A 23,075-nucleotide genomic window follows, 5' to 3' on the forward strand; every position below is an offset into this window, starting at 1 on the left:
GCCCATGAGTCGCGGAGAGTCTATGTCCAACGTACCATTATCCGGAAGCGCAACATTAGGCCATCGCCAGGTTTTTCGCCTGGGGTATGGAGCAATGCAGTTGGCAGGTCCAGGCGTATTCGGCCCGCCGGCCGATCCGGATAACGCCATTCGGGTACTGCAGGCGGCGGTGGAGGCGGGGGTCAACCATATTGATACCTCCGATTTTTACGGTCCGCATATTACCAACCAGCTGATTCGAAAAGCGCTGCATCCCTATGCAGACGATCTGTGCATCGTGACGAAAGTCAGCGCCCGCCGCGATGAAAAAGGCAACTGGCTGCCGGCGATGTCGCCCGAAGAGCTGACTCAGGCGGTGGAAGATAACCTGCGCAACCTGGGTCTTGATGTCCTGGAGGTGGTCAATCTGCGCAGCATGCTCGGCACCCATGGGCCGGTAGAGGGGTCGCTGGAAGCCCCGCTGACGACGCTGCTGGAGCTCAAGGAGCGCGGCCTGATCCGCCATATTGGCCTCAGTAATGTCACCGCCAGACAGGTTGCGGATGCGCAAAAACTAACGCCCATTGTCTGCGTACAGAATCAATATAACGTCGCCAACCGCGAGGACGATCGGCTGATCGACCAACTGGCGGCGCAGAATATCGCCTATGTCCCTTTCTTCCCGCTGGGGGGATTTACCCCGCTGCAGGCGCAGGAGCTTAACGATATTGCCGCCGCGCTGGAGGCCACGCCGATGCAGATCGCGCTGGCCTGGCTGCTACAACGCTCGCCTAATATTCTGCTGATCCCCGGAACCTCCTCGCTCCAGCATCTGCAGGAAAACCTCGCCGCGGGCGCATTAACGCTCTCTCCCGAGGCCATTGCTACCCTGGATAAATTAACCGTCTGATACCCTCCCCCGGCGCCTGTGCAGATTTCGGCTACACGGGCGCCCAGCCCTTCGCCCTCCTATTATTTGGCTGGAATTAACCCAATACTGCTGGCACTATATATCCTACAAATGGGTGTTGATCTGCGCTATTCTGCTGCGAATAACCCTATATACAGCATTGAGTTATACTATTTTGACAGGTCTCCTTATTGGAGACCTCTGTCGTTTTTGCCCTTCCCAAAATTTTTCGCACTCTTGATTACAGGAAAAACAATATCTGATTCGACGTTTATACAAATCAATTTAGCGACAAAGATAGCTAATAACATCAAATGCTCATAAAAACATCTGGTTAATGCAATCAGAATGTTGTCATTGCTATAAGAAAAATTAACTACACACAATAAATAGATCAACAAGGAATTTACATGACAGAGGGAACAATAAAGACCAGTAAGTATGAGATCATTGCTATTTTCAGAGAGGAACTCAGGAAACAGTCAGAGATAGAAATTTTCTTTAATAACAAAAACATCATTACTCAACTCACCAGGGTAGATTTTGCTGAGTTCCATCTCGTCACCCACAGCAAAATCCCTCCCGGGCATAAATTGAAATTCATTCTGCATAGTGACTCAGGAAAGATAGAGTTCTGCTCATCCCTGAAGAAGAATTACGGAACCGACCCGCACCAGGGTAATAAAGTCTCATTTGCGTTACCTGAATGTATCCAGGTGGTTCAACGACGTCGCGATCCCCGGTTTCGCTTACACCAGCGCGATGACTTTTTTTGTCACGGCCGGCATAAGAACGGTGAAAACTATGTTTTCGATATTAAAGACATTTCAGATGGCGGCTGCGCGCTGATAGCCAAAAATCCCAACCTGAAGTTTCTCACCCATAATGCGATTCTCAAAAACTCAATTCTTTCGCTGGCCGAGTATGGTGAAATCACCATCGACCTGGCGGTTAAGAATGTGGTCGAGATGACATTCGACGAAGACAGTGAAAACAGAGAAAGCTATCACCAGGTTTCCTGTCAGTTTAAATTTCGCCATCATGAAGATAAGACCAGAATAGAAAAAATGGTGCTCGATCTGATTCTGGAAGCGAAGCGGAAAAAGAGAGTCTGATCCCTTTGGACAGTATATTGCTGTATACCGATGACAATATCATCGGCCAATCAATACATCGCTACATGATTGATAACAATAAAAGTATTACCACTTTTCGTTATCAGGATATCACCCAGGGGGCACTCGCCCCCCTGCTCGGGATCGTTATTTTTAATGTCATTCATCAGGAGATGACGGCTGCTGAAACGCTGTCGTTACTCAACAAAATGCGCAGCTGTCTGCTGCGCTGTACCCGGCTGGTTCTGATGGTCAAAAGCGACATCGCCAGCCTGTGCCAGGAGCTGATTGATATAGACAATATATTGATTTTGACAGAAAAATCATCACTTAGTGATTTTTATCGCGTCGCCAGCACACCGGCCGACGAGCGCGGTTTGGCGGTACAGAAAAAACTCTCCGCCCGGGAACGCCAGGTTCTGCAACTGACGGTGGCTGGCCATAACAACAAAAGAATCGCCGCGCTGCTGGACATTGATCATAAAACGGTTCATAGCCATCGAATCCATATCATGAAAAAGCTCGGTATCGACAATTCGAGGGCCATGCATAACAGCATCGTCAACCTCTATCAATGCTAAAACGTCGTGAGTATAAAAACGCAACAGACCGCCAATCAAAATCGGGGAATTAATTGAAAACTTACTTTTAATAAACATTCCCAACTGCAGAAAGGTCACTTATAATCATTTTACCCTGCATCGATAGTACGTAAAACTCCTGACACGAGAAAATGGACGCTAATATATTTTCCGACTATAAGTTATCCCGTAGCGATATCTCTGTGCGTTACGTTTTCCAAAAAATGTTTTCGCCGCAAGGCACGCTGGTCGCCGTGGAGTGTTTGAGTCGCTTCGACTGTATTCCCGTGGCCCCGGAATTTTTCTTTCGCCATGCCAGTGCAGCACTACGTGAAAGTATATTCATGGAACAACTGGCGTTGATTGAAAAGCATAAAACGTGGTTTATTAATAACGGTATCTCTGCCACCATTAACGTTGATGACCATATTCTCAGCATTCTACATCAGCCTCAAATAGAAAAGTACATTGCGCGTCTTGGCTGTGTGCATTTTGAGGTCACGGAAAATGCCAACAACCTGCTCAATAATGCACTCGCCAACTGGCATAACCCGCAAACCTCAACGTTATGGCTCGATGACTTCGGTTCAGGCTATGCCGGAATCAATGCTATCCGCGGATATCATTTTGACTATGTTAAAATTGATAAAGATTTTTTCTGGCATTTAATGCAGAAAGAATCGGGGCGTCCATTAATGGATGCGCTGGTAACCTTCCTCGCTCGTAATAATCATCATGTCATTATTGAAGGCGTAGAAAGTGAAGCGCATAAAAACTGGCTGCAGGGAATGGAGTGGTTTGCCGTTCAGGGTCACTACTGGAAAGAGGTCAGCATTGAACAGCTGGTCCAGGAAAATATCACCGCATAAAAATGCCGGAGCAATCCGGTATTTTTATGCTCTACAATACCGTCCGTTAGTTATAGACTAATTCCCAGGTTGCCCAGCTGGTCAGCGGCCCGCTTGTCGCTTTTTCCGGCGTCGGGGTGACGTAACCGATATAATAGGTAAATACGCCGCCATTGACCGCATTTTCCATAATCGACACCTGGTTTTGCTCCGGGTCGGCGGGGACAATTTTATTACGCTTATCCAACGTATTATTATCATTCGTCGACAATGCCAGGTAGATATTGCGCGCGCCGTCCGGCAGGGTGTTCGCCAGATAGCCCGCGTCTTCGTTGCCGACGTCATTGCGCGTAAATCCAGCAACCCAACGCACATTTACCGAGCGAATGGCATTTTTATCCGCCGCGCCGCCATCATGACGTAACTGGCAATTCGATAACTCCAGCGTAAAAGGCTGCGGCTTCATAAAGGCGCCGGCCCCGCGATCGTGAACCTCAGCCAGACTCACAGGCGCCAGCCAGACATTGCCGCTCCCGGCATTATTGCCGCCGTTAAGCGCTACGCTACAGGAGATATCCGTCACCTTGCCAACAAACTCGACCCGCCCGTGTTCATCGTTGGTCATAAAACCATACGCCGATGAGGCGGCAAGCATCCCGCTTGCCACGGCCAGCGTGATGATCCGTTTGCCGTTGGTGCCACGTCCATATTCCTTCATGCCCGCCTCCCGCATTAATCGTATGTCAGGTTAAAGATCATGTGCGATTCCACCTCGCCGGTACTGGTGGTCGGCAGATACTGGTAAAAACGCGCATGATAGGGTTGCGTAAAGTAGCGCGTCTCCTGAGAACGCAAGGTGCCGACACTGTACTTTTTGTTAAATTCCAGCGGCACGCCATCCTTCAGCACCTGAATCCCGACCCCTTTGGCGGCGGAGCTACCGGTTTTTTCATTGAGCAATGCCCCCTGCTTAACCGTCGTGCTGGTTGCCAGGGTTCCGGAAAAAGAGGTCTGGATATTGGCATATCCCGACTCGCTCAACCCGCCGCTACACTGCAGCTCAATATTGAAATCGCGCCCGCCAGCGGTCGTTCCGACGCCTTGCAGATCGCTGCGTTTAATACTGCCGACATCAACATTCATATTCTTGCCGCTCAGCACCGTACAGGAAGGGGAGACGATGGTGATCGCATTCGCGCTCAGGTAGGTTTCCAGAATCGGGTTATTCCCCCTTTCCCAGTCATAGGAGGTATATTTTCCCGCTGCCAGGGTACCGCTTCCGGTAACCGCCGCGGTTTTGATCAGCTCAAGGGTAAAGCGCGAGCCTTCCAGAGAGTAGTTGGTCCCTCTGCCGCCGTTCGATGTGAAGGTCCCGGGATAGATAATATTGACCGTGGCGCCGCCGCGGCTAAAACGCATGCCAATCCCCGGAACGTTCGTTGAATAGACCTTGTTTCCCAGATCCTGGACGCCGGCGGCAACAATATCGGCTTTAAAGGTGTTGGTGTTAGTGCAGTAATAGCTGACGCCGTTGCCTGCTGGCATGGTCCAGTCCTGGCTGGCGATAACCGCGCCTACCGGCAGATCCGGCGACACAACCACGCGCCCCATCGTCATATCCAGCTTAACCGTGCTGGCCGCTCTCCGCGTGCAGTCCGCCCAGGCCGTGGAGGTTCCCAGGGCCAGCAGGCCAACCGCCATCATCAGTCGTTTACTCAGCGACATACCGTTTCCTTTGTTTTTACCTGACCCAGATCCACCGTACACTGTCCGCCGCTCCACTTAACGGTCGCGCGCTGAACGCTGGCGTCACTGATAAACATCATGCTGCCCTGGCCGACCACGCCAATATCTTTTCCTGACGGATCCAGGATAGTGGCGGCGAACGGCAGCGGCTGGCTATTTGCCTGGCGCGCCTGAAGGGTGCGCGTGTTCTGCACCGTCGTGCCAAACGACACCTTCACCACGCTGCCTTCCCACGGCACGACCTGCGCCACGGTCCGTTCGAAGGCGATATCATCCTGGCTACCTTTCGGGTCGATCTCGACGGCGTTAATCCGGTAAGGACGCAGGTACGGCAAAATCGCGTAGCCGTTGCTGTCGACACGGGTTCCCGGTGAGCCCGGCAGCATTGCGCCCGCGGCATCTTTGGCTTCGATAAGCGCCATGGTATTGCCGCTTTCCGGCGAGAACACGACGCCGTGGCGGTGGGCAATCAGCGTACCGCTGGCCCCCAGACCACTCTGGCGATAGCCTTCCCCCTGGCTATAGCTGCCGTTGAGCGTGGTCCATGGCGTACGATAGCTGCCGTTGAGCGCGACATCATGCTGGCCGCCGCTGGCGGTGGTGGTCGAAATGCCGTAGTTGAGGTTGTTTTCGCTATCCAGCGAGCCGTTGACCCCAATCTGCGAACTGCCAAAGTGCGAGTTGCTAAACGAGGTGTTTGAGGTCAGGTTGGCGGTGCGGTTCTCCCCGAACCACAGCGGATAGCTGAAGTTCAGCGAAACGCGGTCGTCACGGCGGTGGCCGGAGTTATCCGGCGTGTAGACGCGCTGCGCGCCCACGGACCACGAGAGACGACCGTACATGTTGTTATAGTTGAGCTGATACTGCTTCTCCGTACCAGAACGGTTCCAGTAATCCGCGACGCTGCCGCTAAGATAAAAGCCGCCCCAGCCGTCCGGCAGGTTCTGGTTGACGGTGAAGGTCATGCCGTTTTTCTGCCGCCACAGGGTGTAGTTGCTGTTGCGGTTTTTCTCCTGATCGACGGCGTACAGCGCGTCGTTCAGGTTGTAATAGCCTTTGGTGGAGTAGCGGTACGCCGCCAGCACGATGCTGGTCTGGGTTTCGGTAAACATCCGGTTAAAGGTGGCGCGGTAGCTCTGCCCCTTCTCATCGAGGGTGTCGCTCTTCAGCCGCGACTGGGTGATATCCAGAGACAGCGCGCCAATACCGGTATTCATCCCGGTCCCCAGCAGAAACGCCTGGTAATCATCAAAGCCCGTCACCCCGGTATAGCCGGTAAACAGGTTATTGAGACCATGCTGCCAGGTGGCCTGATACAGCATCGGCTTATGACGTAGCGAGCTGTCATCGACCTTACCGGCCGACAGGGCATAGCGGGTCATCCCCGGGCGCAGCAGCTGCGCGACCGAAGCATAAGGCACGCTGAAGACCTGCACCGAACCATCGGCCTCTTTAACCGAAACTTCCAGATCGCTGCCGTAGCCGGACGGGTAAACATCCTGCAACGTAAACGGCCCCGGCGGAACCGAAGTCTGATAAATAATATTGTTTCCCTGACGCACCGTCACCAGGGCATTGCTCTGCGCCACGCCGCGAATTTCCGGAGCATAGGAACGCATCCCGTCCGGGAACATATTGTCGTCGGTCGCCAGGTTTATCCCCCGCAGGCCAATGGTGTCGAAGAATTCACCGTTGGTAAAAATCTGCCCACCGCTGACAATCGAGTTCATTTGCGGGATCGGCCGCTGAAGGTAGGTCTGGTTGCTGTTCCAGTGCGCTTTCCCCTGCTGCTGCTGCCAGTTGAGGTTGCCGATATGCTTGAGCAGCCAGCCGTCCCACGACAGACCGGCATTCACCCCGAGATAGGCGCTGCTGTTATCCGAACCATTCGCGGCAGAGGTGTGGCTGGTCCAGGTGTTCGCCATCCAGCCCAGATTCAGCGCGGCGATGCCTTTATCCCAGAACTCCGGGCTGACAAAGTTTTTCAGGCGCTGATCTTCATAGATTTGCGGAACGGAGATTTCCAGCCGCAGGGAGGACTGAATCAGATTGTCTTTCACCGCGTCGTCATGATGCCACGCCTTCAGACGCCCGCAGTAGCCTTCCTGCTGGCTCAGCTGCGGGTTGAGCTTTTCCGCGGCAATACCATAGCGTTCGAGCATTTCACGGGTGTAGCAGATCCCCATGTTGCCATCTTTGTCACGGGTGACGTTCAGTTCATAGCGCCCTTTCCACTCGTTGTTGGTATACACATCGAGCGAATAGGTCCCTTCCGCGATCGCGCTGGCGGAGAAGCGAGACAGATCGACCTTTTCCCGGCTGCCAACGATAAAACCATCGTTAAACTGGTATACCGTTCCCGGGCTTTCCTGTCCGCTGGAAAATGGCGGAAAGCAGAACAGCGCCAGCGCGATCGCTGTGCTTAATCTTCCCGGGCAGATGGACCTCTGCTTCATGATCGTTTCCCTTATTTAACGGCTACTTTCACTGCCACATCTGCGCCATAGTCATTGATATTGTTGATAGTCAGGGTCTCGCCCCGGTTCACTGCTGAAGAGAGGGCGACGGTCTGACTGGACTGCGGAGCAAGCATCACCGTTTTGCTGTTCAGGGCCTTACCGCCATCGCGGGAAATACGGCTGACGGTGAGATAAAATGGCGTGGGGTTGGTGACCGACAGGCTGCTGCCATTGGCGGCCAGCGCTAATTGTTCCGGCGCAGCGTCACGGTTGCCCAATCCGCTCGGGCGGTAGATAAACTTAAACCGCGAGCGAATCGCCAGCTGCAGGATGTTTTGACCTTCATTTTTCTGATTGGCGACCACCGGGGGGATTTCCAGAAGATTCAGCCACCACAGCGTCTCTTTATTTTGCGCCAGCCCGCCGGCGCTCCCCAGTTTAATACGTAAGGTCTGCCCGCTTTTCGCATCAACCCGGGAAATCGGGGGAGTAATAATAAATGGGGTGGTAATGGTATCCGGCGTAGCGTCGGCATTACCATTATCCAGCCAGGCCTGCGCCAGCGCCGGACGGTCGGCGGTATTAGAAAGCTGTACCGTTATTTCTTTTTCATTTCCTGGATAAATAAAGCGGGTGCCATTGACGATAATATTGTTGGCATGGGCCGCAAAACTAAAAATGAAACAGAAAAAAAGGACAATATGCTTCATGCTGACCTCAAAAGAAAAAAATAAGCGGCAGCCGTTGCCGCTTTATCATTGTTTTAAACCGCCTGGGATAAAGGCGGTTTTATTTTCAGACGCGAATTACTGGTAAGTAATTTCGTAGGTCGCGTAGCTGTTAACCACACCGGTCGTGACGGTATCCGGGGTATTGGTCGCGTAACCGACGAAGTAAGTGAAGCGCGCGCCATCCTGAACGGCGGAAGCATCGCCAGTTGCTTTAGGCTGAGTGCTGTCGCCCGGGATGATTTTGTTAGTCAGGTTGGTGGCATCATCAGTAGACAGAACCAGCTGGATGTTCTGTGCGCCAGCGGCTTCGGTGTTAGCCAGATAGCCAACCTGCTTGCCCGCAGCGCCGGCCAGCAGGTTACCACCGGTCCAGTTCACGCCCAGTTTGCTCACGTCATCCTGTTTGGTGCCGTCGGCTGCCTGGCAGTTGGAGACATCGATGGTGAACGATTTCGGTTTCAGATAGGTGTCTGCGGCGGCCGCTTTCACTTCGGTCAGCGTAACCGGAGACAGGTATACGTTAGCATCGCTGCCCTGGCCGTTGACGGAAACAGTACAAGATACGTCGGTAACTTTACCGAAGAAATTAACCTGGCCACCGCCAACGGTAGTATCAGCAGCGTTTGCCGCAGTCATACCGAAAAATGCCGTTGCCATCGCTGCAGAGAGAAGAACCTTTTTCATTGCCATTTCCTTGTCAGAGTGAGTTTTATATCAATAAACCAACAGTAAACCTGCACAAAAGTCAGAAGCGTTATGCGATGCTCACTTGTGCAACTGTGAATAGAAACTTCGACTGACCGGGAGCCGCAATATTTAAGGCGTCAGGACGCGAACTCCGTTTAAAGAATTCGTTAATGCTGTCGGCGTCAAAGAATGCTATTTTTCGCCGACAAATATACATTTGCTTATAACTTGTTACATCGCACCATTGATGATTTTTGACTATCAATAAATAAAAAACAATAGACAAAAACGAATATTAAGTTATTTACATCAGAGGGGAGAAGGCGCAAAGGATATATCGAGGAGGGAAACATCATGGCAAAAAAGCTATTCCATGACGATAGCGAACAATCTGAATAATACGGCGGCCCGGGTTACTGAAATAGCAAAGCGCAGCCCAATAAAACATTCTCCCGCAGGCACTGTCGCCTGCGGCTCAGCCATTAAACGGCCACATTAGAGCGTCAGCTGGAAATGCTCGCACAGCGCCAGCCTGCCTGTTCGGGTGATATTCACCTCCCGAAACCCCGGGATCAGGGTGAACCAGCCTTTGTGCTGACCATGGCGCAGCAGTCCCGCCCCTACCGCCCCGCCGGAATGAAAACGCCGCTCGCTCCAGTCCAGGCAGGCGCAGCATACTCTGCGCCGGGTGCCGATCGGCACGGCGATCCCCAGGCGAGCAAAATGCGCCTCCCCCGCCGCCGTCAGCGCGTTGCCGTCCGGCGAGATCCACGCTTCACGCAATAAGAAATCATAGATACCCACCGCCACTTCGCCGGCGAGGTGGTCGTAACAGGTCCGTGCCGTTCGCAGATTGACCGGGGTCCGGGTGGTCAGCACAATGGCGCTTTTCCCGGCCATCGTCATCATATTTTCCAGCAAACCGGCGACGTCGGCTCCCGCCAGGCGGTAATAACGATGCCGCCCCTGCGCCAGGCACACCAGCAGGCGGCTGCTGACCAGACGACTGAGATGGGCGCTGGCGGTCGAGGCGGAAACCTCCGCCGCTGTCGCCAGCTCCGTGGCGGTCCATGCCCGGCCGTCCATTAATGCACAGAGCATTTTCGCCCGCGAGGCGTCCGCCATGGCGGAAGCCACCGTCGTGATGGCGACGGCCAACGACTCATCATTAACAATAACGTCAGCAGGTTTTAACATAGCGCCTCACAAAGTGGTGGCCCAGCAACGCGTCGCGTCCTGCGCCAGCGGAAAATTATCGGTCACCAGTATCAGACGATTGGCATGGTCGCTGTACTGGGTCAGGATATTGACCCCCTGCTCCGCCAGCGCATGGGCGATAGCGCCCAGTTCGCCGGGCTGCTCCTGTCTCAGCTTGCGGATAAGCGGCGGATAAACGCCCACCACCGGGATCCCCGCCAGCTCCAGCACCGTTCTGGCCCGCTCCCCTTCCGCGACCAGAAAATGGGCGTGGCATTGATTGCCAAGGGTGAAGACCCCGCCGCCCTCCAGCCCGACGCCGTTTTTCCCCAGCGTCTGCCCCAGCAACGCCAGCTGCCCGGGCCGATTCGGCAGGATCACATGAATATCATACATCGCCGCGTCCCTCCCGCTTTTCTACGCCATATGCGCGAATAACCTGCGCAATATGAATCTGGTAAGCGGAAAAAATAGTCGCTCTTCCCTCCGCCTGCGCCGCCAGGTGGCAAAGATTCCTTTTCCATGCCAGCACCGCTTCTTCGTCCCGCCACCAGGAGAGTGAGAGGATTTTCCCCGGCGTCGTCAGGCTCTGAAAGCGTTCGATGCTGATAAAGCCGTCAATAGTCACGAGCAGCGGCTTAAGCTCCGCCGCAAGATTCAGATAACGTGCCTGCTTTGCCGGAGTCACCTCGGCTTCAAAGAGTACCGCAATCATCGTGTCGTCCTTTCTCATGCAATGGTGACGCCACGGTATCGCGAAGTGTTAGCCCGATGCTTCGCCAGTAAACGAAGTATGCCTCCCCGCCATCAGCGGCAAAAAACCGCCAGGACATTCACCAAAACCATGCGTCACCATGGCGCTTAAAAAAAATTAACAGCCGTGCCACATTTTTTTGCTCAACGAGACGGTGAAGAAACTCGACTAACAATATGTTTCTATTAAATAAATAATTTAAACCCCTACTCTGCCTTCATCTTGCTGCCATAAAAGTGTGATCTAAATCGCACTTTTTGCAACGCCCGTTATAGTTAGCAAGCTTATTATAAACCCATCGAAAGCACAGCGCTTTCCACCTAAAAAGTTAAAAGGAAAAACACCATGAAAAACGTAAAATTACTTGCCGCTGCCGGTATGCTGTCCCTGGTTTCTTTCGCCAGCTTCGCTCAACACCCGGTCAGCGTCACCGCTGATACCCTGGACAGCGCGGAAGCAAAAATCGCCACCATCGCTAAAGATCAGGGCGCGTCTTACCACATTACCGAAGCCTATACCGGTAACCAGGTGCATATGACCGCCGAGCTGTCTAAATAAGAGAATGGTTGCAGAGGGAGCTGCCGGACAGGCCGCCTGACGGCGGCTCGTCTCGCTCCCACAGCTGATCAACACACAGCAATGTCGAGCCCCTTATGGGGCTTTTTTTGTTAATGCGCGCTGAATCAACAGCACGCTTAGCAGGACCACCATCAACCCCACCAGCGCCAGTCCCTGAATCTTCTGCCCGAGAAAAATCCAGCCCAGCAGGACCGCGGTCACCGGGCTTAGCAGGCTCAATGCCGACACCGCCGCCGAGGGAAGGCGGCTAATCCCGCGAAACCACAGCCCGTACGCCAGCATAGCGCCGGCTACGCAGAGCCACAGATAGCCGGCGATCTGCGTCAACGTCAGCGATGGTAATGGCGGATCGACCCACCATGCCACCGGCGCCAGTACCACCCCGCCAATCAGTAATTGCCAGCCCGTCAGCGCCATCACCGGCAGCGCTATCGCCCAACGACGAGACAGCCAGGTTCCCAGCGCCATGCTGACCGCCCCCAAAAATGCCGCGCCAATCCCCAGCGCATCCAGCACCGTATGCGGCGAAAGCAGCAGCAAAGCCATCCCCATGATGCCGCTGAGCGCCGGGAGCACCGCCGTCCACGGCGAACGCTGTCTGTCCACGCACCAGGCCAGCAGCATCACCAGCAGCGGCTGTATCGCCCCAATGACCGCCGCCAGGCCGCCGGGTAAACGATAGGCCGCAATAAACAGCAGCGCCTGAAAGGCGCCAATATTCAGCACCCCGGTGACCGCCAGCTTCCACCATTCATTGCGCAGCGGAAAGCGACGGCACCAGATTAACAGGGCGATCCCCGCCGGCAGCACCCGCAGCAGCGCCGCGATAAACGGCCGGTCGGGTGGCAAAAACTGCGAGGTTACCATGTAGGTGGTCCCCCAGATGGCCGGGGCCAACGCGGTCAACAGTAAATCGACACCGGGAGAGCGTGAGAGAAAGGCCATGATTTTATCTTCATATCAAGGTAATTTAGTAACTCAAGTATGTATCGATAAATATCTTGATATCAAGATAAGTGAGCACAATTGGACAAATCACCTCAGGCCGATGCCGTAGATCGCATTCTGGAACAGTGGAAACGGGAACGTCCGGATCTGGATTGTAGCCCGATGGGCCCCCTGGGGCGTCTGAAGCGCTGCGCCATGCTGCTGGAGCCGCGTATCGAAGCGGCGTTTACGGCTCACGATCTGGTGCGCTGGGAATTTGACATGCTGGCCACCCTACGCCGCTCCGGATCACCGTTTATTCTCTCGCCGACCCGGCTTTTTTCCACGCTGATGATCACCTCAGGCACCATGACGCACCGCCTGAAAGCGCTGGAAAAACGTGGATTTATCACCCGGCTGCCCGATCCGGGCGATGCGCGCAGTCTGCTGGTCGCCCTGACGGCGGAAGGACGCGAGCGGATTGATAAGGCCGTGGAAACCCACGTAGAAAACGAACGCCAGCTGCTGGCGGGGCTATCAGCGGAACAGCGCCAGCAGCTGGATCGGGCGCTGGCGGTCTTTATGCGCCTGCTGGAAGCGGACTAGCAGCCGGCGGCGATATAGTCGCCGTTGGCGCTCATCGGGATCACCGTCAGAAACAGCACGCAGGCAAATAAAATGAGGATCGCCCCGCCGGCAATTTTCACCGCCGGCACCAGCCATTTCAGGCGGCGGTCCCGAACGGCAAACAGGCTGACCGCACGCTCGCGGGCGTAGCGCACCGCCAGAGACAGAGCGAGAATCGATAACGCCGTTCCCAGCGACATGGTCATCACCGCGGCGATTCCCCAGCTGACAATCCCCAGCGCATTGGAAAACAGCAGGATCATCATCGCGCCGCTGCAGGGTCTGGCCCCTATCGCCAGCGCCACGCCGAGCCGGGTTTTCCAGTCAACGTGCGCCAGTTCGCGCCCGACGCCATGGTGCCCGCAGCCGCAGCGGTCAGGATGGTCATGGAGCGGAGCCAGCGAACCGCTGACCATTCTTCGCGGCCGCAGGCTTTTCAGCGTTTGATAAATCACATATGCGCCAAAGGCGCCTACCATCAGCGCGCTGATTTTCTCAACGTACCAACGGCTGGTGCTGAGATCGCCGGACGCCAGATTCAATCCGACCGCCAGAATAAAGACAAACAGGATGGCGCTTACCCCCTGCAGCAGACTACCCACAAACGGCACCACTCGTGCCGCCAGCAGACTCTCCTGATGGGTGCTGAGATAGGTGGTAACGATGAATTTTCCATGTCCTGGCCCAATGGCATGCAGTACGCCATACAGAAACGCTCCGCCCAGCAGCCAGATACCGCCGCTATATTGCTGGTTATTAAGCTGTAAAAGATACATCACCAGATAGCGGTGGAGCGTGATCTGAGTAGCCAGGCACCACTGAAGAAAAGTCCCCCAGTGCGCATGGAGCGCCAACCCGGCCCAGAGCAGCGCCAGCACAGGCAACCCCAGCGACAGCAGGCGCCGGTCACGAGTGAGAATGCGAGTTGTCATCATTTTTTGCCATTATGTGAACCTGAATCGCCCCCGGCAGGGAGGGGATCTGCCCTGCCGGCACGCTGAAAAACGCAGATATTGCGGGTTATCATGCCCGCGAATACGCATACCATCTGCCCATTCTAGCGTGAGACGCTTGTGGAATCTCATAACGCGGCTGAGCAGCCATGAACGCCGCCTCCATAAAGAAGCGTTTCCCTTCTTCCCGATGGTTAACGTTTATGCCAAGTATACTCAGCTGATGGAAATCGAATGAAAAAAATCGATATCGATCTTTCGCGTTTCCGGGGGCTGATGCCGCAATTTACCGACCCTGCCGACAGCTGGCCATACAAATGTCGGCATTGGGCAGTATCCATCTGCTGACCTGCACGCTGATCTATTTAGCGGTTGGCTACGGTTCAAAAAGGCTATTAGCGACCCGCCCGCAGGCGGCAAGAAGGGTCAGTATGGCGTCCGGGGCCATTATGGTGGCAATAGCGCTCCTGCTCTTCTACAGCCGGCAGGGATAATGCCGCCAGCGAATCCGCACAAATATATCACCGCCTGCGTTAAACTATTTGAGCTCTGTATACAGAGGTCCGGCGCCGTAAAAAGCTATTTTTTCGGCGAGCGCTTAGGATCTATTCCACGTGTAAAATGCAGGTTGTCAAAAATGCAGCAAAGCAAGCTCCTGACAACTCCAATAACCACTGATAAAAAACCATCAGGTACCATTAAAGCTATTTAAAAATAATAAGATACATTCACCACCTGCAACAACATACTCCAAAAGACTCCAAAAAAAACTGTTTTCCCTCTCCCCTACGCCTTCATGAGCTCCTGAAATTCACTCACGGCTCTCTTCGTCAATTAAGCTATACAGGGTATCATTCATATCACCAGGCTTATTATTGCTATTCTCTGACATAATTTTGCAGTATGGTTTAATTGCCGTTGTAGTGATGCAGTGAATGCTATCCAGACTGTCATATCGTTCTTCGAGCTCTGCGAAGCATCTTGCGCAATATTCACCGGAAGCGGAAACCAGGATTCTCCTGTGTGAGTAATGACGGTGAGTCTCCGGGTGTTTAATTATTACCATACTATCCACACACTCATGCAATCTGCGCTGAGGCAGCAAGGGAGAATCAAAATGTTACTGATCCATCTCCGGCAGCGAGGGAACCTCGTCATCGGGAGTTCTCCGTACCGCGCGACTTGCATAATGGTGTGTCTATCCGTCGGGTTATCGCCAGACCGATAGCCTGTGCCTCTGTATTTCCGGAGCGCATAACCACGAGGAATGAAGGATGAGTAAGATGTGGCCCCCTCCAGAAAATGTAGCATTTACTAACAAAAATCCATTTGACTCAGAATGTTACGTGAAGTGCCTCGCTCCCACCGGCGGAGGTACTTCATGATTCAACTCCATAGCGCCATTCTCACAACCCGGTTCGGCATGATATATGCTGGAGAACTTTATACGTTATAAAAAGCACCTGGTACTATGGCAAAAAATAAACGATTACAAATGCAATCGGACGATAACGCTGGCCTGACGAAGACTGACAGAATGTAATATATGCCTGCACAGAAAAGGGAATATAATGAAGAATAACGCCGATATCAAAAAAAGGAACTTCCTCACTCAAAATGAGATTGAGTCACTTCTTAAAGCAGCCAACACAGGGACGCATGCCGCACGTAACTATTGCCTGACATTACTCTGTTTTATTCATGGATTTCGCGCCAGTGAAATTTGTCGCCTGCAAATTTCTGATATTGATTTACGCTCTAAGTGTATTTACATCCATCGGCTTAAAAAAGGATTCTCGACCACTCACCCGTTACTCAATAAAGAGATTCAGGCGCTCAAAACCTGGTTAGATATCCGTGCGGCATATCCGCATGCTGACAGCGAATGGTTGTTTTTATCCCGCAAAGGCAATCCGCTTTCCCGTCAGCAGTTTTATCAAATTATTTCGTCCTCCGGCGGCAACGCCGGGCTAACGATTGAAATTCACCCGCATATGCTGCGCCATTCCTGCGGGTTCGCTCTGGCTAATATGGGGATCGACACCCGGCTTATCCAGGACTACCTCGGACACCGCAATATCCGCCATACCGTCTGGTATACCGCCAGCAACGCAGGCCGTTTTTACGGAATCTGGGACAACGCGAAAGAGAAACAGCGGAACCACATTTTGCAATAATGGCGTCTGGCAACGACAGGCTGCGACGTTTAACGCCATGGATGGCGTTAAAGTGAACAGCGGCCGCTGAAAACATTAATAAATATTAACCATACGGTGATTATGATTATTGTTCCTGCAAGTTCTTAATTCATTCTCACTGCCGCTACCGCCGATATCCTTGTAAATAATCTGGGTTTCAATTCGCTATTTATTGTCAGGTAAAACCATTCAGCATTATATTTTTCGTCTAAAGTGGCGCCACCATTCACTTTTCCCCCTGCAATTTGATATACCTGGCAATAAGCACGAATGGCGCTATTGTGATATGACATAAAATCTATAAAAATAAGAATTATCGTCTGGCGATATTTTAACTATGTGTAAATGTAATGTGACCATCTATTTTTACCGTGCCAACACCATGGCAACGTGAAGGATGAACGGTATATATACCTTCATATAATACGCCTTTAACATCGCGGATTATTTTTTAACCGTCCTGATAACGTCTTCAGGAGGGCACCTTCGTTCAACTTTATTTCAGGAGCAATGTATTGTGAATCGACGTCGTTTTCTTACCGCCAAAGAAGTGCAGGCCATGATGCTGGCGGCACGACAGGGGCCGACCGGCGAACGGGACTACTGTCTGATCCTGCTGGCGTTTCGGCACGGGATGCGCATCAGCGAGCTGCTCGATCTGCACTACCGGGATCTTGACCTCAACGAGGGCCGAATCAACGTTCGACGCTTAAAGAATGGCTTTTCCACCATCCACCCGCTGCGATTTGATGAGCTGGAAGCAATCGCCCGCTGGACTCAGGTCCGTGCCGGCTGGAAGGCCGCGCAACAAACCAACGCCATTTTTATCTCACGCCGCGGAACCCAGCTTTCCCGCCAGCAGGCGTATCGCATTATTCGCAGCGCCGGCGAAGTCGCCGGAACCGCCACCCATACTCACCCCCATATGCTGCGCCACGCCTGCGGGTATGAACTCGCGGAAAGAGGTACAGATACACGTTTGATTCAGGATTACCTTGGTCATCGTAATATTCGGCATACCGTGCGCTATACCGCCAGCAATGCCGCGCGTTTCGCCGGATTATGGGAAAGAAATAACCTGCTGGAAGAAAATTCGCACGGACAAAAGAAATGATATATTTATTTGATAAACAAGGATAATTTTAGAAGTGAACAAGTCAATTGGGGCCAAACTGTTTATATCATAAAAATGTTTTGCAATCTTTTGCAACTGGCAAGTGCATATATTTCCACAAATTAAATTTATCTATCTGATTATTAACATATTTTACCTTTAAGAAACTTTACTTATCTTTCCATCCTTTCCGCTGACCTGCAATATCATCCGCGCTGACCTCGCCCGCTTCCCCCGACTCTCTCCAGCAACACGCCAGAATATAAACCCAAAAAATAAAATAAATCAGCTCAATAAACCAAAATATGATTGCACAAACAGGAAAATAAGAACTTTATCTCAATGAGTCAAAATGGCCCCAATTGACTCATCAGTTGGGCGAAAACTGCGCAGAGCCGGCAGTCGGACCATTCGGCTGAAATAGGGAATGCCTGGAAGGCACAACGACTGCCAATTTCGGTTCGTAATATCGACATTGTTTAAAGGAAAACAACATGAAAATCAAAACACTGGCAATCGTTGTTCTGTCAGCCCTGTCCCTGAGTTCCGCAGCGGCCCTGGCTGATACCACCACGGTAAACGGCGGTACAGTGCACTTTAAAGGGGAAGTGGTCAACGCAGCCTGTGCAGTAGATGCCGGCTCTATCGATCAGACCGTTCAACTGGGCCAGGTGCGTTCAGCGAAACTCGCCACCGCAGGCAGCACCAGCTCTGCCGTTGGTTTCAACATCCAGCTGGATGATTGCGACACCACCGTGGCAACCAAAGCCTCTGTTGCCTTCTCCGGTACTGCGGTAGATAGCACCAACACCACCGTACTGGCGCTGCAAAACTCCGCAGCGGGCGGCGCGACGAACGTTGGCGTACAGATCCTCGACAAAACCGGTACCGCTCTGGGTCTGGACGGCGCGACGTTCAGCGCGGCAACCACGCTGAACGATGGCACTAACATCATTCCTTTCCAGGCGCGTTACTACGCGACCGGCGCGGCCACTGCTGGTACCGCTAACGCCGACGCGACCTTCAAAGTTCAGTACGAATAATTGACACATCAGGCAGGGATGCACTTCGGGCCAGGATGGCCCGTTATCCACTACGGAACTGGGGTGATAACGATGCAAGGAATGAAATCAGGTCTGTTGATATTTTTGCTACCGCCGCTCGCGCTTGCCGGAAACCAGTGGAATGTGACGCTACCCGGCGGAAACATGCGCTTTCAGGGCGTCATCATTGCCGAATCCTGCCGCGTTGAAGCAGGTGACCAGCAGTTGACGGTCAATATGGGGCAGATCAGCAGCAATCGTTTTCATGCAGCAGGGGAAGATACAGACCCTGTTCCTTTCGATATTCATCTCCAGGAGTGCAGCACCGCCGTCAGCCAACGCGTGGGCGTGGCGTTTCACGGCGTGGCCGATGGCAAAAATCCGGACGTGCTTTCGGTTGGCGAAGGTCCTGGCATCGCGACCGGTATCGGCGTCGCGCTGTTTGATAAAGAAGATCGCCTGATTCCGCTTAATAGCCCACCGGGCGTCTGGTCGCGGCTGTATACGGGGCCGACCACGCTCCATTTTGTCGCCAAATATCGGGCGACCGGGCATCAGGTTACCGGCGGAGCCGCAAATGCTCAGGCCTGGTTTTCTCTGACCTATCAGTAATTAACCAGCGGACATACCGGATGCAGGAAACAACGGTGAGTATAAAAGGGGAAAACGTGAGAACAACACTGGGGATGACGCGCTGTTTACTGGCGGGATTATTGATGATAGTCACCACCGGTTTCACCGCCCGTGCCGAAGCCGGCGTGGCGCTCGGTGCGACCCGGGTTATTTATCCGGCCGGACAAAAGCAGGTCCAGCTGGCGGTAACCAACAATGATGACAATAGCACCTATCTGATTCAGTCATGGGTGGAAAACGCCGACGGTCAGAAAGACGGACGCTTTGTCATTACCCCGCCGCTGTTCGCGATGCAGGGGAAAAAAGAGAATACCTTGCGCATTATCGATGCCACCAACAATCAGCTGCCGCAGGATCGGGAAAGCCTGTTCTGGATGAACGTAAAGGCCATCCCATCAATGGACAAATCAAAGCTCAGTGACAACACCTTGCAGCTGGCGATTATCAGCCGCATCAAGCTCTACTATCGCCCGGCCAAACTCGCCCTGTCGCCGGATCAGGCGGCGGAAAAGCTGACGTTTCGCCGCAGCGCGGGCACCCTCACGCTGATAAATCCGACGCCCTACTATCTGACGGTCACCGAACTGAATGCCGGCACCCGGGTGCTGGAAAATGCGCTGGTCCCCCCCATGGGCGAAGCCTCGGTGAAATTACCGTCCGACGCCGGTCGTGATATCACCTGGCGGACGATTAACGACTATGGCGCACTGACCCCTCGGATGAAGAGCACACTGCAATAGTCACGGGGAAACCAGCGTTATCCCCTGAAAGATAAAAAGAACTGACAGCCGGGCGACTTCGGACCGGAGGGACTATGTCACATCTGAAATATGGACTGGACCGCTTGGGCATCCGGCGTGCGCGGCGCGACGGCGCGGGATCGGCTGGCGTATTTGCCCCGCTTCCTTTTGCCCTTTTGCTTGCTTTGCAGGCCTTTTCCGCGCAGGCGGAACTCTATTTTAACCCGCGCTTTCTCGCCGACGATCCGGCCGCGGTAGCGGATCTGTCGGGGTTCGAAAAGGGGCAGGAGGTGCCGCCGGGCACCTATCGCGTGGATATCTATCTGAATAACGGCTTTATGACCACCCGCGATGTCACCTTTAAGGGCGCGGAGAATCATCATGGCCTGGCTCCCTGCCTGACCCGCGCGCAGCTTGTCAGCATGGGGGTCAATAGCGCTGCCGTAGCGGGAATGGATGCCCTGGCCGCCGATGCCTGCGTCCCGCTGACGGAGATGATCGAGGACGCCACCAGCCGTTTCGACGTGGGCCAGCAGCGCCTGTATCTCACCGTTCCCCAGGCTTTTATGGGCAATCGCGCGCGCGGGTATATTCCCCCGGAATTGTGGGATGACGGCATTACCGCCGGGCTGCTGAACTACAACTTCACCGGCAACAACGTGCATAACGACATTGGCGGCAGCAGCAGCTACGCCTGGCTAAATCTGCAAAGCGGCCTGAATATCGGCGCCTGGCGCCTGCGCGATAACACCACCTGGAGCTATAGCAGCGGCGGCAGTTCGTCGAGCAACGAGAATAAATGGCAGCATGTGAACAGCTGGCTGGAGCGGGACATCGTCCCTTTACGCTCACGCATGACGCTGGGCGACAGCTACACCAACGGCGATGTCTTCGACGGCATTAACTTCCGTGGCGCCCAGCTGGCCTCCGATGACAATATGCTGCCGGACAGCCAGAAGGGCTTCGCCCCGGTGATCCACGGCATTGCCCGCGGTACGGCGCAGGTGTCGATTAAACAAAACGGCTATGAGATCTATCAGAGCACCGTTCCCCCGGGGGCGTTCACCATTGACGACCTGTATGCCGCAGGCAACGGCGGCGACCTGCAGGTGACGGTGAAAGAAGCCGATGGCACCCGCCAGGTCTTTACCGTGCCGTGGTCCACGGTGCCGGTGCTGCAGCGTGAAGGTCATACCCGCTATGCCCTGACGGCGGGCGAATACCGCAGCGGTAACGGCCAACAGGAAAAACCCAAATTCGTCCAGGGCACGCTGCTGCACGGGCTACCGGAGGGCTGGACGCTATACGGCGGCACCCAGCTGGCAGACCGCTACCGGGCGTTTAACCTCGGGGTGGGTAAAAACATGGGGGAATTCGGCGCCGTGTCGCTGGACGTCACCCAGGCCAACGCCACGCTGCCAGACGACAGCGAGCACCAGGGACAATCGCTGCGTTTTCTCTACAACAAATCGCTCAATGAAGTGGGTACCAATATCCAGCTGGTCGGCTATCGCTACTCCACGCGCGGCTATTACAGCTTCGCCGATACCACCTACCGGCGGATGAGCGGCTATGACGTAGAGACTCAGGACGGCGTGATTCAGGTGAAGCCGAAGTTCACCGATTATTACAACCTCGCCTACAGCAAACGCGGCAAGGTACAGGTCAGCGTGACCCAGCAGCTCGGGCGGACCGCCACGCTCTACTTAAGCGGCAGCCACCAAAGCTACTGGGGTACCGACAAAGCCGATGAACAATTACAGGCCGGACTTAACGCCGCCGTTGACGACATCAACTGGACGCTGAGCTATAGCGTGAACAAAAACGCCTGGCAGGACGGGCGCGATCAGATGCTGGCGGTCAACGTCAATATTCCGTTCAGCCACTGGATGCGTTCCGATAGCAAATCGGTCTGGCGACATGCCAGCGCCAGCTACAGCATGTCGCACGATCTCGACGGCCGGATGAGTAACCTCGCCGGGCTGTACGGCACGCTGTTGGAGGACAATAACCTGAGCTACAGCGTGCAGACCGGCTATGCCGGCGGCGGCAACGGCAGCAGCGGCGGCACCGGATACGCGGCGCTGAATTATCGCGGCGGTTACGGCAACGCCAACGTCGGCTACAGCCGCAGCGATGGCCTGAAGCAGCTGTACTACGGCGTCAGCGGCGGCGTGCTCGCCCATAGTAACGGGGTCACCCTCAGCCAGCCGCTGAACGACACGGTGGTGCTGATCAAAGCCCCGGGGGCCGATAGCGTGAAGGTCGAAAACCAGACCGGGGTGCGTACCGACTGGCGCGGATATGCGGTACTGCCTTACGCCACCGAATATCGCGAAAACCGGGTGGCGCTGGACACCAATACCCTGGCGGACAACGTCGATCTTGATGAGGCGGTGGTCAGCGTGGTACCGACGCACGGCGCCATCGTGCGCGCTGATTTCAAAGCGCACGTGGGGATGAAACTGCTGATGACCCTGACCCGCAACGGCAAGCCGATCCCCTTCGGCGCCATAGTGACGTCAACGAGTAACCAGAACGGCAGCATTGTGGCGGATAACGGCCAGGTCTATCTCAGCGGGATGCCGCTGGCCGGCCGGGTGCAGGTGACGTGGGGAGAAGGGCCTGACGCCCGCTGCGTGGCCGACTATCGCCTGCCGCCAGAGAGCCAGCAGCAGGCGCTGAGCCAGCTGTCGGCCGTGTGTCGCTAAGGAAGGAATGATGATGACAAAATCACTGTATCTGCTGGCGGCCGTGCTGTCGCTGGCCATCGCCAACGCGTGCGCGGCGGACAGCACCATCTCCATTAGCGGCTATGTCCGGGATAACGCCTGCGCGGTAGCGGGAGAGTCGAAAGATTTTACCGTCGATCTGATGGATAACGCCGCCAAACAGTTCAATACCATCGGCGCCACCACTCCCGTGGTGCCGTTTCGCATCGTCCTGTCGCCCTGCGGCACCTCGGTCACTGCGGTCAAAGTCGGTTTTACCGGCGTGGCGGATAGCAACAACGCCAGCCTGTTAAAGCTCGATAGCGGCGCCTCGGCGGCGGCGGGCATGGGGGTGCAAATTCTGGATAGTCAGCAGAGTATGCTGCCGCTGAACGCCGCCTCGCCAACCATCGCCTGGACCACCCTATCGCCCGGGCAAACCAATATCCTGAACTTTTATGCCCGTCTGATGGCTACCCAGGTACCGGTCACCGCCGGGCACGTCAACGCGACAGCGACATTCACGCTGGAATTTCAATAACC

Annotated in this window: 23 protein-coding genes and 1 pseudogene; 14 read left to right on the forward strand and 10 right to left on the reverse strand. The window is 54.3% G+C overall.

Translation table 11 applies throughout. From position 1 onward, the window contains the following. The first annotated feature begins 22 nt into the window (after nucleotides 1–22). From EDF73_RS18675 to EDF73_RS18690, 4 genes are all read left to right on the forward strand, one after another. Nucleotides 23–889: an aldo/keto reductase family oxidoreductase gene (locus EDF73_RS18675; protein WP_132730550.1), complete on the forward strand. Its 867-nt coding sequence runs from the start codon at nucleotides 23–25 to the stop codon at nucleotides 887–889. Nucleotides 890–1,299: 410 nt separating this feature from the next. Further along, complete coding sequence (locus EDF73_RS18680; RefSeq protein ID WP_132730551.1) at nucleotides 1,300–2,004, forward strand: PilZ domain-containing protein; 705 nt, start codon at nucleotides 1,300–1,302, stop codon at nucleotides 2,002–2,004. Nucleotides 2,005–2,009: 5 nt separating this feature from the next. Then, nucleotides 2,010–2,585, forward strand: coding sequence for a LuxR family transcriptional regulator (locus EDF73_RS18685; protein WP_132730552.1), 576 nt, complete (start codon nucleotides 2,010–2,012; stop codon nucleotides 2,583–2,585). A gap of 152 nt (nucleotides 2,586–2,737) precedes the next feature. Continuing rightward, the gene (locus EDF73_RS18690; protein ID WP_132730553.1) at nucleotides 2,738–3,454 is read left to right on the forward strand and encodes an EAL domain-containing protein; all 717 of its coding nucleotides are present in this window, start codon (nucleotides 2,738–2,740) and stop codon (nucleotides 3,452–3,454) included. Between the two features lie 46 nt (nucleotides 3,455–3,500). Here the strand turns inward: EDF73_RS18690 and EDF73_RS18695 are convergent, their stop codons facing one another. The 8 genes from EDF73_RS18695 to EDF73_RS18730 all read right to left on the reverse strand — a co-directional run bounded on the left by EDF73_RS18695 (nucleotide 3,501) and on the right by EDF73_RS18730 (nucleotide 10,968). Then, entirely contained in the window at nucleotides 3,501–4,151 is a 651-nt protein-coding gene (locus tag EDF73_RS18695; RefSeq protein ID WP_132730554.1) for a type 1 fimbrial protein, read from the reverse strand. A gap of 14 nt (nucleotides 4,152–4,165) precedes the next feature. Then, nucleotides 4,166–5,158: a fimbrial protein gene (locus EDF73_RS18700; RefSeq protein ID WP_132730555.1), complete on the reverse strand. Its 993-nt coding sequence runs from the start codon at nucleotides 5,156–5,158 to the stop codon at nucleotides 4,166–4,168. Next, on the reverse strand, nucleotides 5,149–7,635 hold the full coding sequence (locus EDF73_RS18705) for a fimbria/pilus outer membrane usher protein (RefSeq protein WP_132730556.1): 2,487 nt from the start codon (nucleotides 7,633–7,635) through the stop codon (nucleotides 5,149–5,151). Before EDF73_RS18705 ends, EDF73_RS18700 begins: the two co-directional genes overlap by 10 nt. 11 nt (nucleotides 7,636–7,646) lie before the next feature. After that, entirely contained in the window at nucleotides 7,647–8,348 is a 702-nt protein-coding gene (locus EDF73_RS18710) for a molecular chaperone (protein ID WP_132730557.1), read from the reverse strand. 96 nt (nucleotides 8,349–8,444) lie between these two features. After that, the gene (locus tag EDF73_RS18715) at nucleotides 8,445–9,053 is read right to left on the reverse strand and encodes a fimbrial protein (RefSeq protein WP_132730558.1); all 609 of its coding nucleotides are present in this window, start codon (nucleotides 9,051–9,053) and stop codon (nucleotides 8,445–8,447) included. Between the two features lie 498 nt (nucleotides 9,054–9,551). After that, nucleotides 9,552–10,253 carry a winged helix-turn-helix domain-containing protein gene (locus EDF73_RS18720; protein WP_132730559.1) on the reverse strand — a complete coding sequence of 234 codons (702 nt, stop codon included), beginning with the start codon at nucleotides 10,251–10,253 and terminating at the stop codon, nucleotides 9,552–9,554. A gap of 6 nt (nucleotides 10,254–10,259) precedes the next feature. After that, on the reverse strand, nucleotides 10,260–10,649 hold the full coding sequence (locus tag EDF73_RS18725; RefSeq protein WP_132730560.1) for an amino acid-binding protein: 390 nt from the start codon (nucleotides 10,647–10,649) through the stop codon (nucleotides 10,260–10,262). Next, nucleotides 10,642–10,968, reverse strand: coding sequence for an antibiotic biosynthesis monooxygenase (locus tag EDF73_RS18730; protein ID WP_132730561.1), 327 nt, complete (start codon nucleotides 10,966–10,968; stop codon nucleotides 10,642–10,644). The genes EDF73_RS18725 and EDF73_RS18730 overlap by 8 nt, the downstream gene beginning before the upstream one ends. Before the next feature lie 384 nt (nucleotides 10,969–11,352). Here EDF73_RS18730 and EDF73_RS18735 point away from each other — a divergent pair, with 384 nt between their 5' ends. Next, the gene (locus EDF73_RS18735) at nucleotides 11,353–11,565 is read left to right on the forward strand and encodes a YdgH/BhsA/McbA-like domain containing protein (protein ID WP_015585822.1); all 213 of its coding nucleotides are present in this window, start codon (nucleotides 11,353–11,355) and stop codon (nucleotides 11,563–11,565) included. Nucleotides 11,566–11,658: 93 nt separating this feature from the next. Here EDF73_RS18735 and EDF73_RS18740 read toward each other — a convergent pair whose 3' ends face one another. Then, on the reverse strand, nucleotides 11,659–12,531 hold the full coding sequence (locus EDF73_RS18740) for an EamA family transporter (protein WP_132730562.1): 873 nt from the start codon (nucleotides 12,529–12,531) through the stop codon (nucleotides 11,659–11,661). A gap of 81 nt (nucleotides 12,532–12,612) precedes the next feature. Between EDF73_RS18740 and EDF73_RS18745 the strand changes: the two genes are divergently transcribed. Continuing rightward, a complete protein-coding gene (locus tag EDF73_RS18745; RefSeq protein ID WP_132730563.1) occupies nucleotides 12,613–13,119 on the forward strand; it encodes a MarR family transcriptional regulator in 507 nt (168 codons plus the stop codon). Here EDF73_RS18745 and EDF73_RS18750 read toward each other — a convergent pair. Then, nucleotides 13,116–14,072, reverse strand: coding sequence for a nickel/cobalt transporter (locus EDF73_RS18750; protein WP_132730609.1), 957 nt, complete (start codon nucleotides 14,070–14,072; stop codon nucleotides 13,116–13,118). The two genes, EDF73_RS18745 and EDF73_RS18750, sit on opposite strands and share 4 nt — an antisense overlap. Before the next feature lie 139 nt (nucleotides 14,073–14,211). Here EDF73_RS18750 and EDF73_RS28005 point away from each other — a divergent pair. From EDF73_RS28005 to EDF73_RS18790, 8 genes and pseudogenes are all read left to right on the forward strand, one after another. Next, nucleotides 14,212–14,584: pseudogene (locus EDF73_RS28005) on the forward strand (hypothetical protein); the annotation flags it as partial. Between the two features lie 1,080 nt (nucleotides 14,585–15,664). Next, nucleotides 15,665–16,270: a tyrosine-type DNA invertase gene (locus EDF73_RS18760; RefSeq protein ID WP_132730564.1), complete on the forward strand. Its 606-nt coding sequence runs from the start codon at nucleotides 15,665–15,667 to the stop codon at nucleotides 16,268–16,270. A 538-nt stretch (nucleotides 16,271–16,808) separates the two neighbouring features. Continuing rightward, on the forward strand, nucleotides 16,809–17,405 hold the full coding sequence (fimE, locus tag EDF73_RS18765) for a type 1 fimbria switch DNA invertase FimE (protein WP_132730565.1): 597 nt from the start codon (nucleotides 16,809–16,811) through the stop codon (nucleotides 17,403–17,405). A gap of 494 nt (nucleotides 17,406–17,899) precedes the next feature. Beyond that, a complete protein-coding gene (gene fimA, locus EDF73_RS18770) occupies nucleotides 17,900–18,448 on the forward strand; it encodes a type 1 fimbrial major subunit FimA (protein ID WP_132730566.1) in 549 nt (182 codons plus the stop codon). 72 nt (nucleotides 18,449–18,520) lie between these two features. Then, nucleotides 18,521–19,060 (forward strand): fimbrial protein, encoded by a 540-nt coding sequence (locus EDF73_RS18775; protein ID WP_132730567.1) that lies wholly within the window; start codon nucleotides 18,521–18,523, stop codon nucleotides 19,058–19,060. Nucleotides 19,061–19,095: 35 nt separating this feature from the next. Further along, nucleotides 19,096–19,821 carry a fimbria/pilus periplasmic chaperone gene (locus EDF73_RS18780; RefSeq protein ID WP_132730568.1) on the forward strand — a complete coding sequence of 242 codons (726 nt, stop codon included), beginning with the start codon at nucleotides 19,096–19,098 and terminating at the stop codon, nucleotides 19,819–19,821. Between the two features lie 74 nt (nucleotides 19,822–19,895). Further along, nucleotides 19,896–22,532, forward strand: a complete 2,637-nt coding sequence (locus EDF73_RS18785; protein WP_132730569.1) for a fimbrial biogenesis usher protein — start codon at nucleotides 19,896–19,898, stop codon at nucleotides 22,530–22,532. Nucleotides 22,533–22,545: 13 nt separating this feature from the next. Further along, nucleotides 22,546–23,073: a fimbrial protein gene (locus EDF73_RS18790; protein WP_165905747.1), complete on the forward strand. Its 528-nt coding sequence runs from the start codon at nucleotides 22,546–22,548 to the stop codon at nucleotides 23,071–23,073. Nucleotides 23,074–23,075: the final 2 nt, after the last annotated feature.

The sequence above is a fragment of the Klebsiella sp. BIGb0138 genome (assembly GCF_004342285.1).
GTDB lineage: Bacteria > Pseudomonadota > Gammaproteobacteria > Enterobacterales > Enterobacteriaceae > Klebsiella.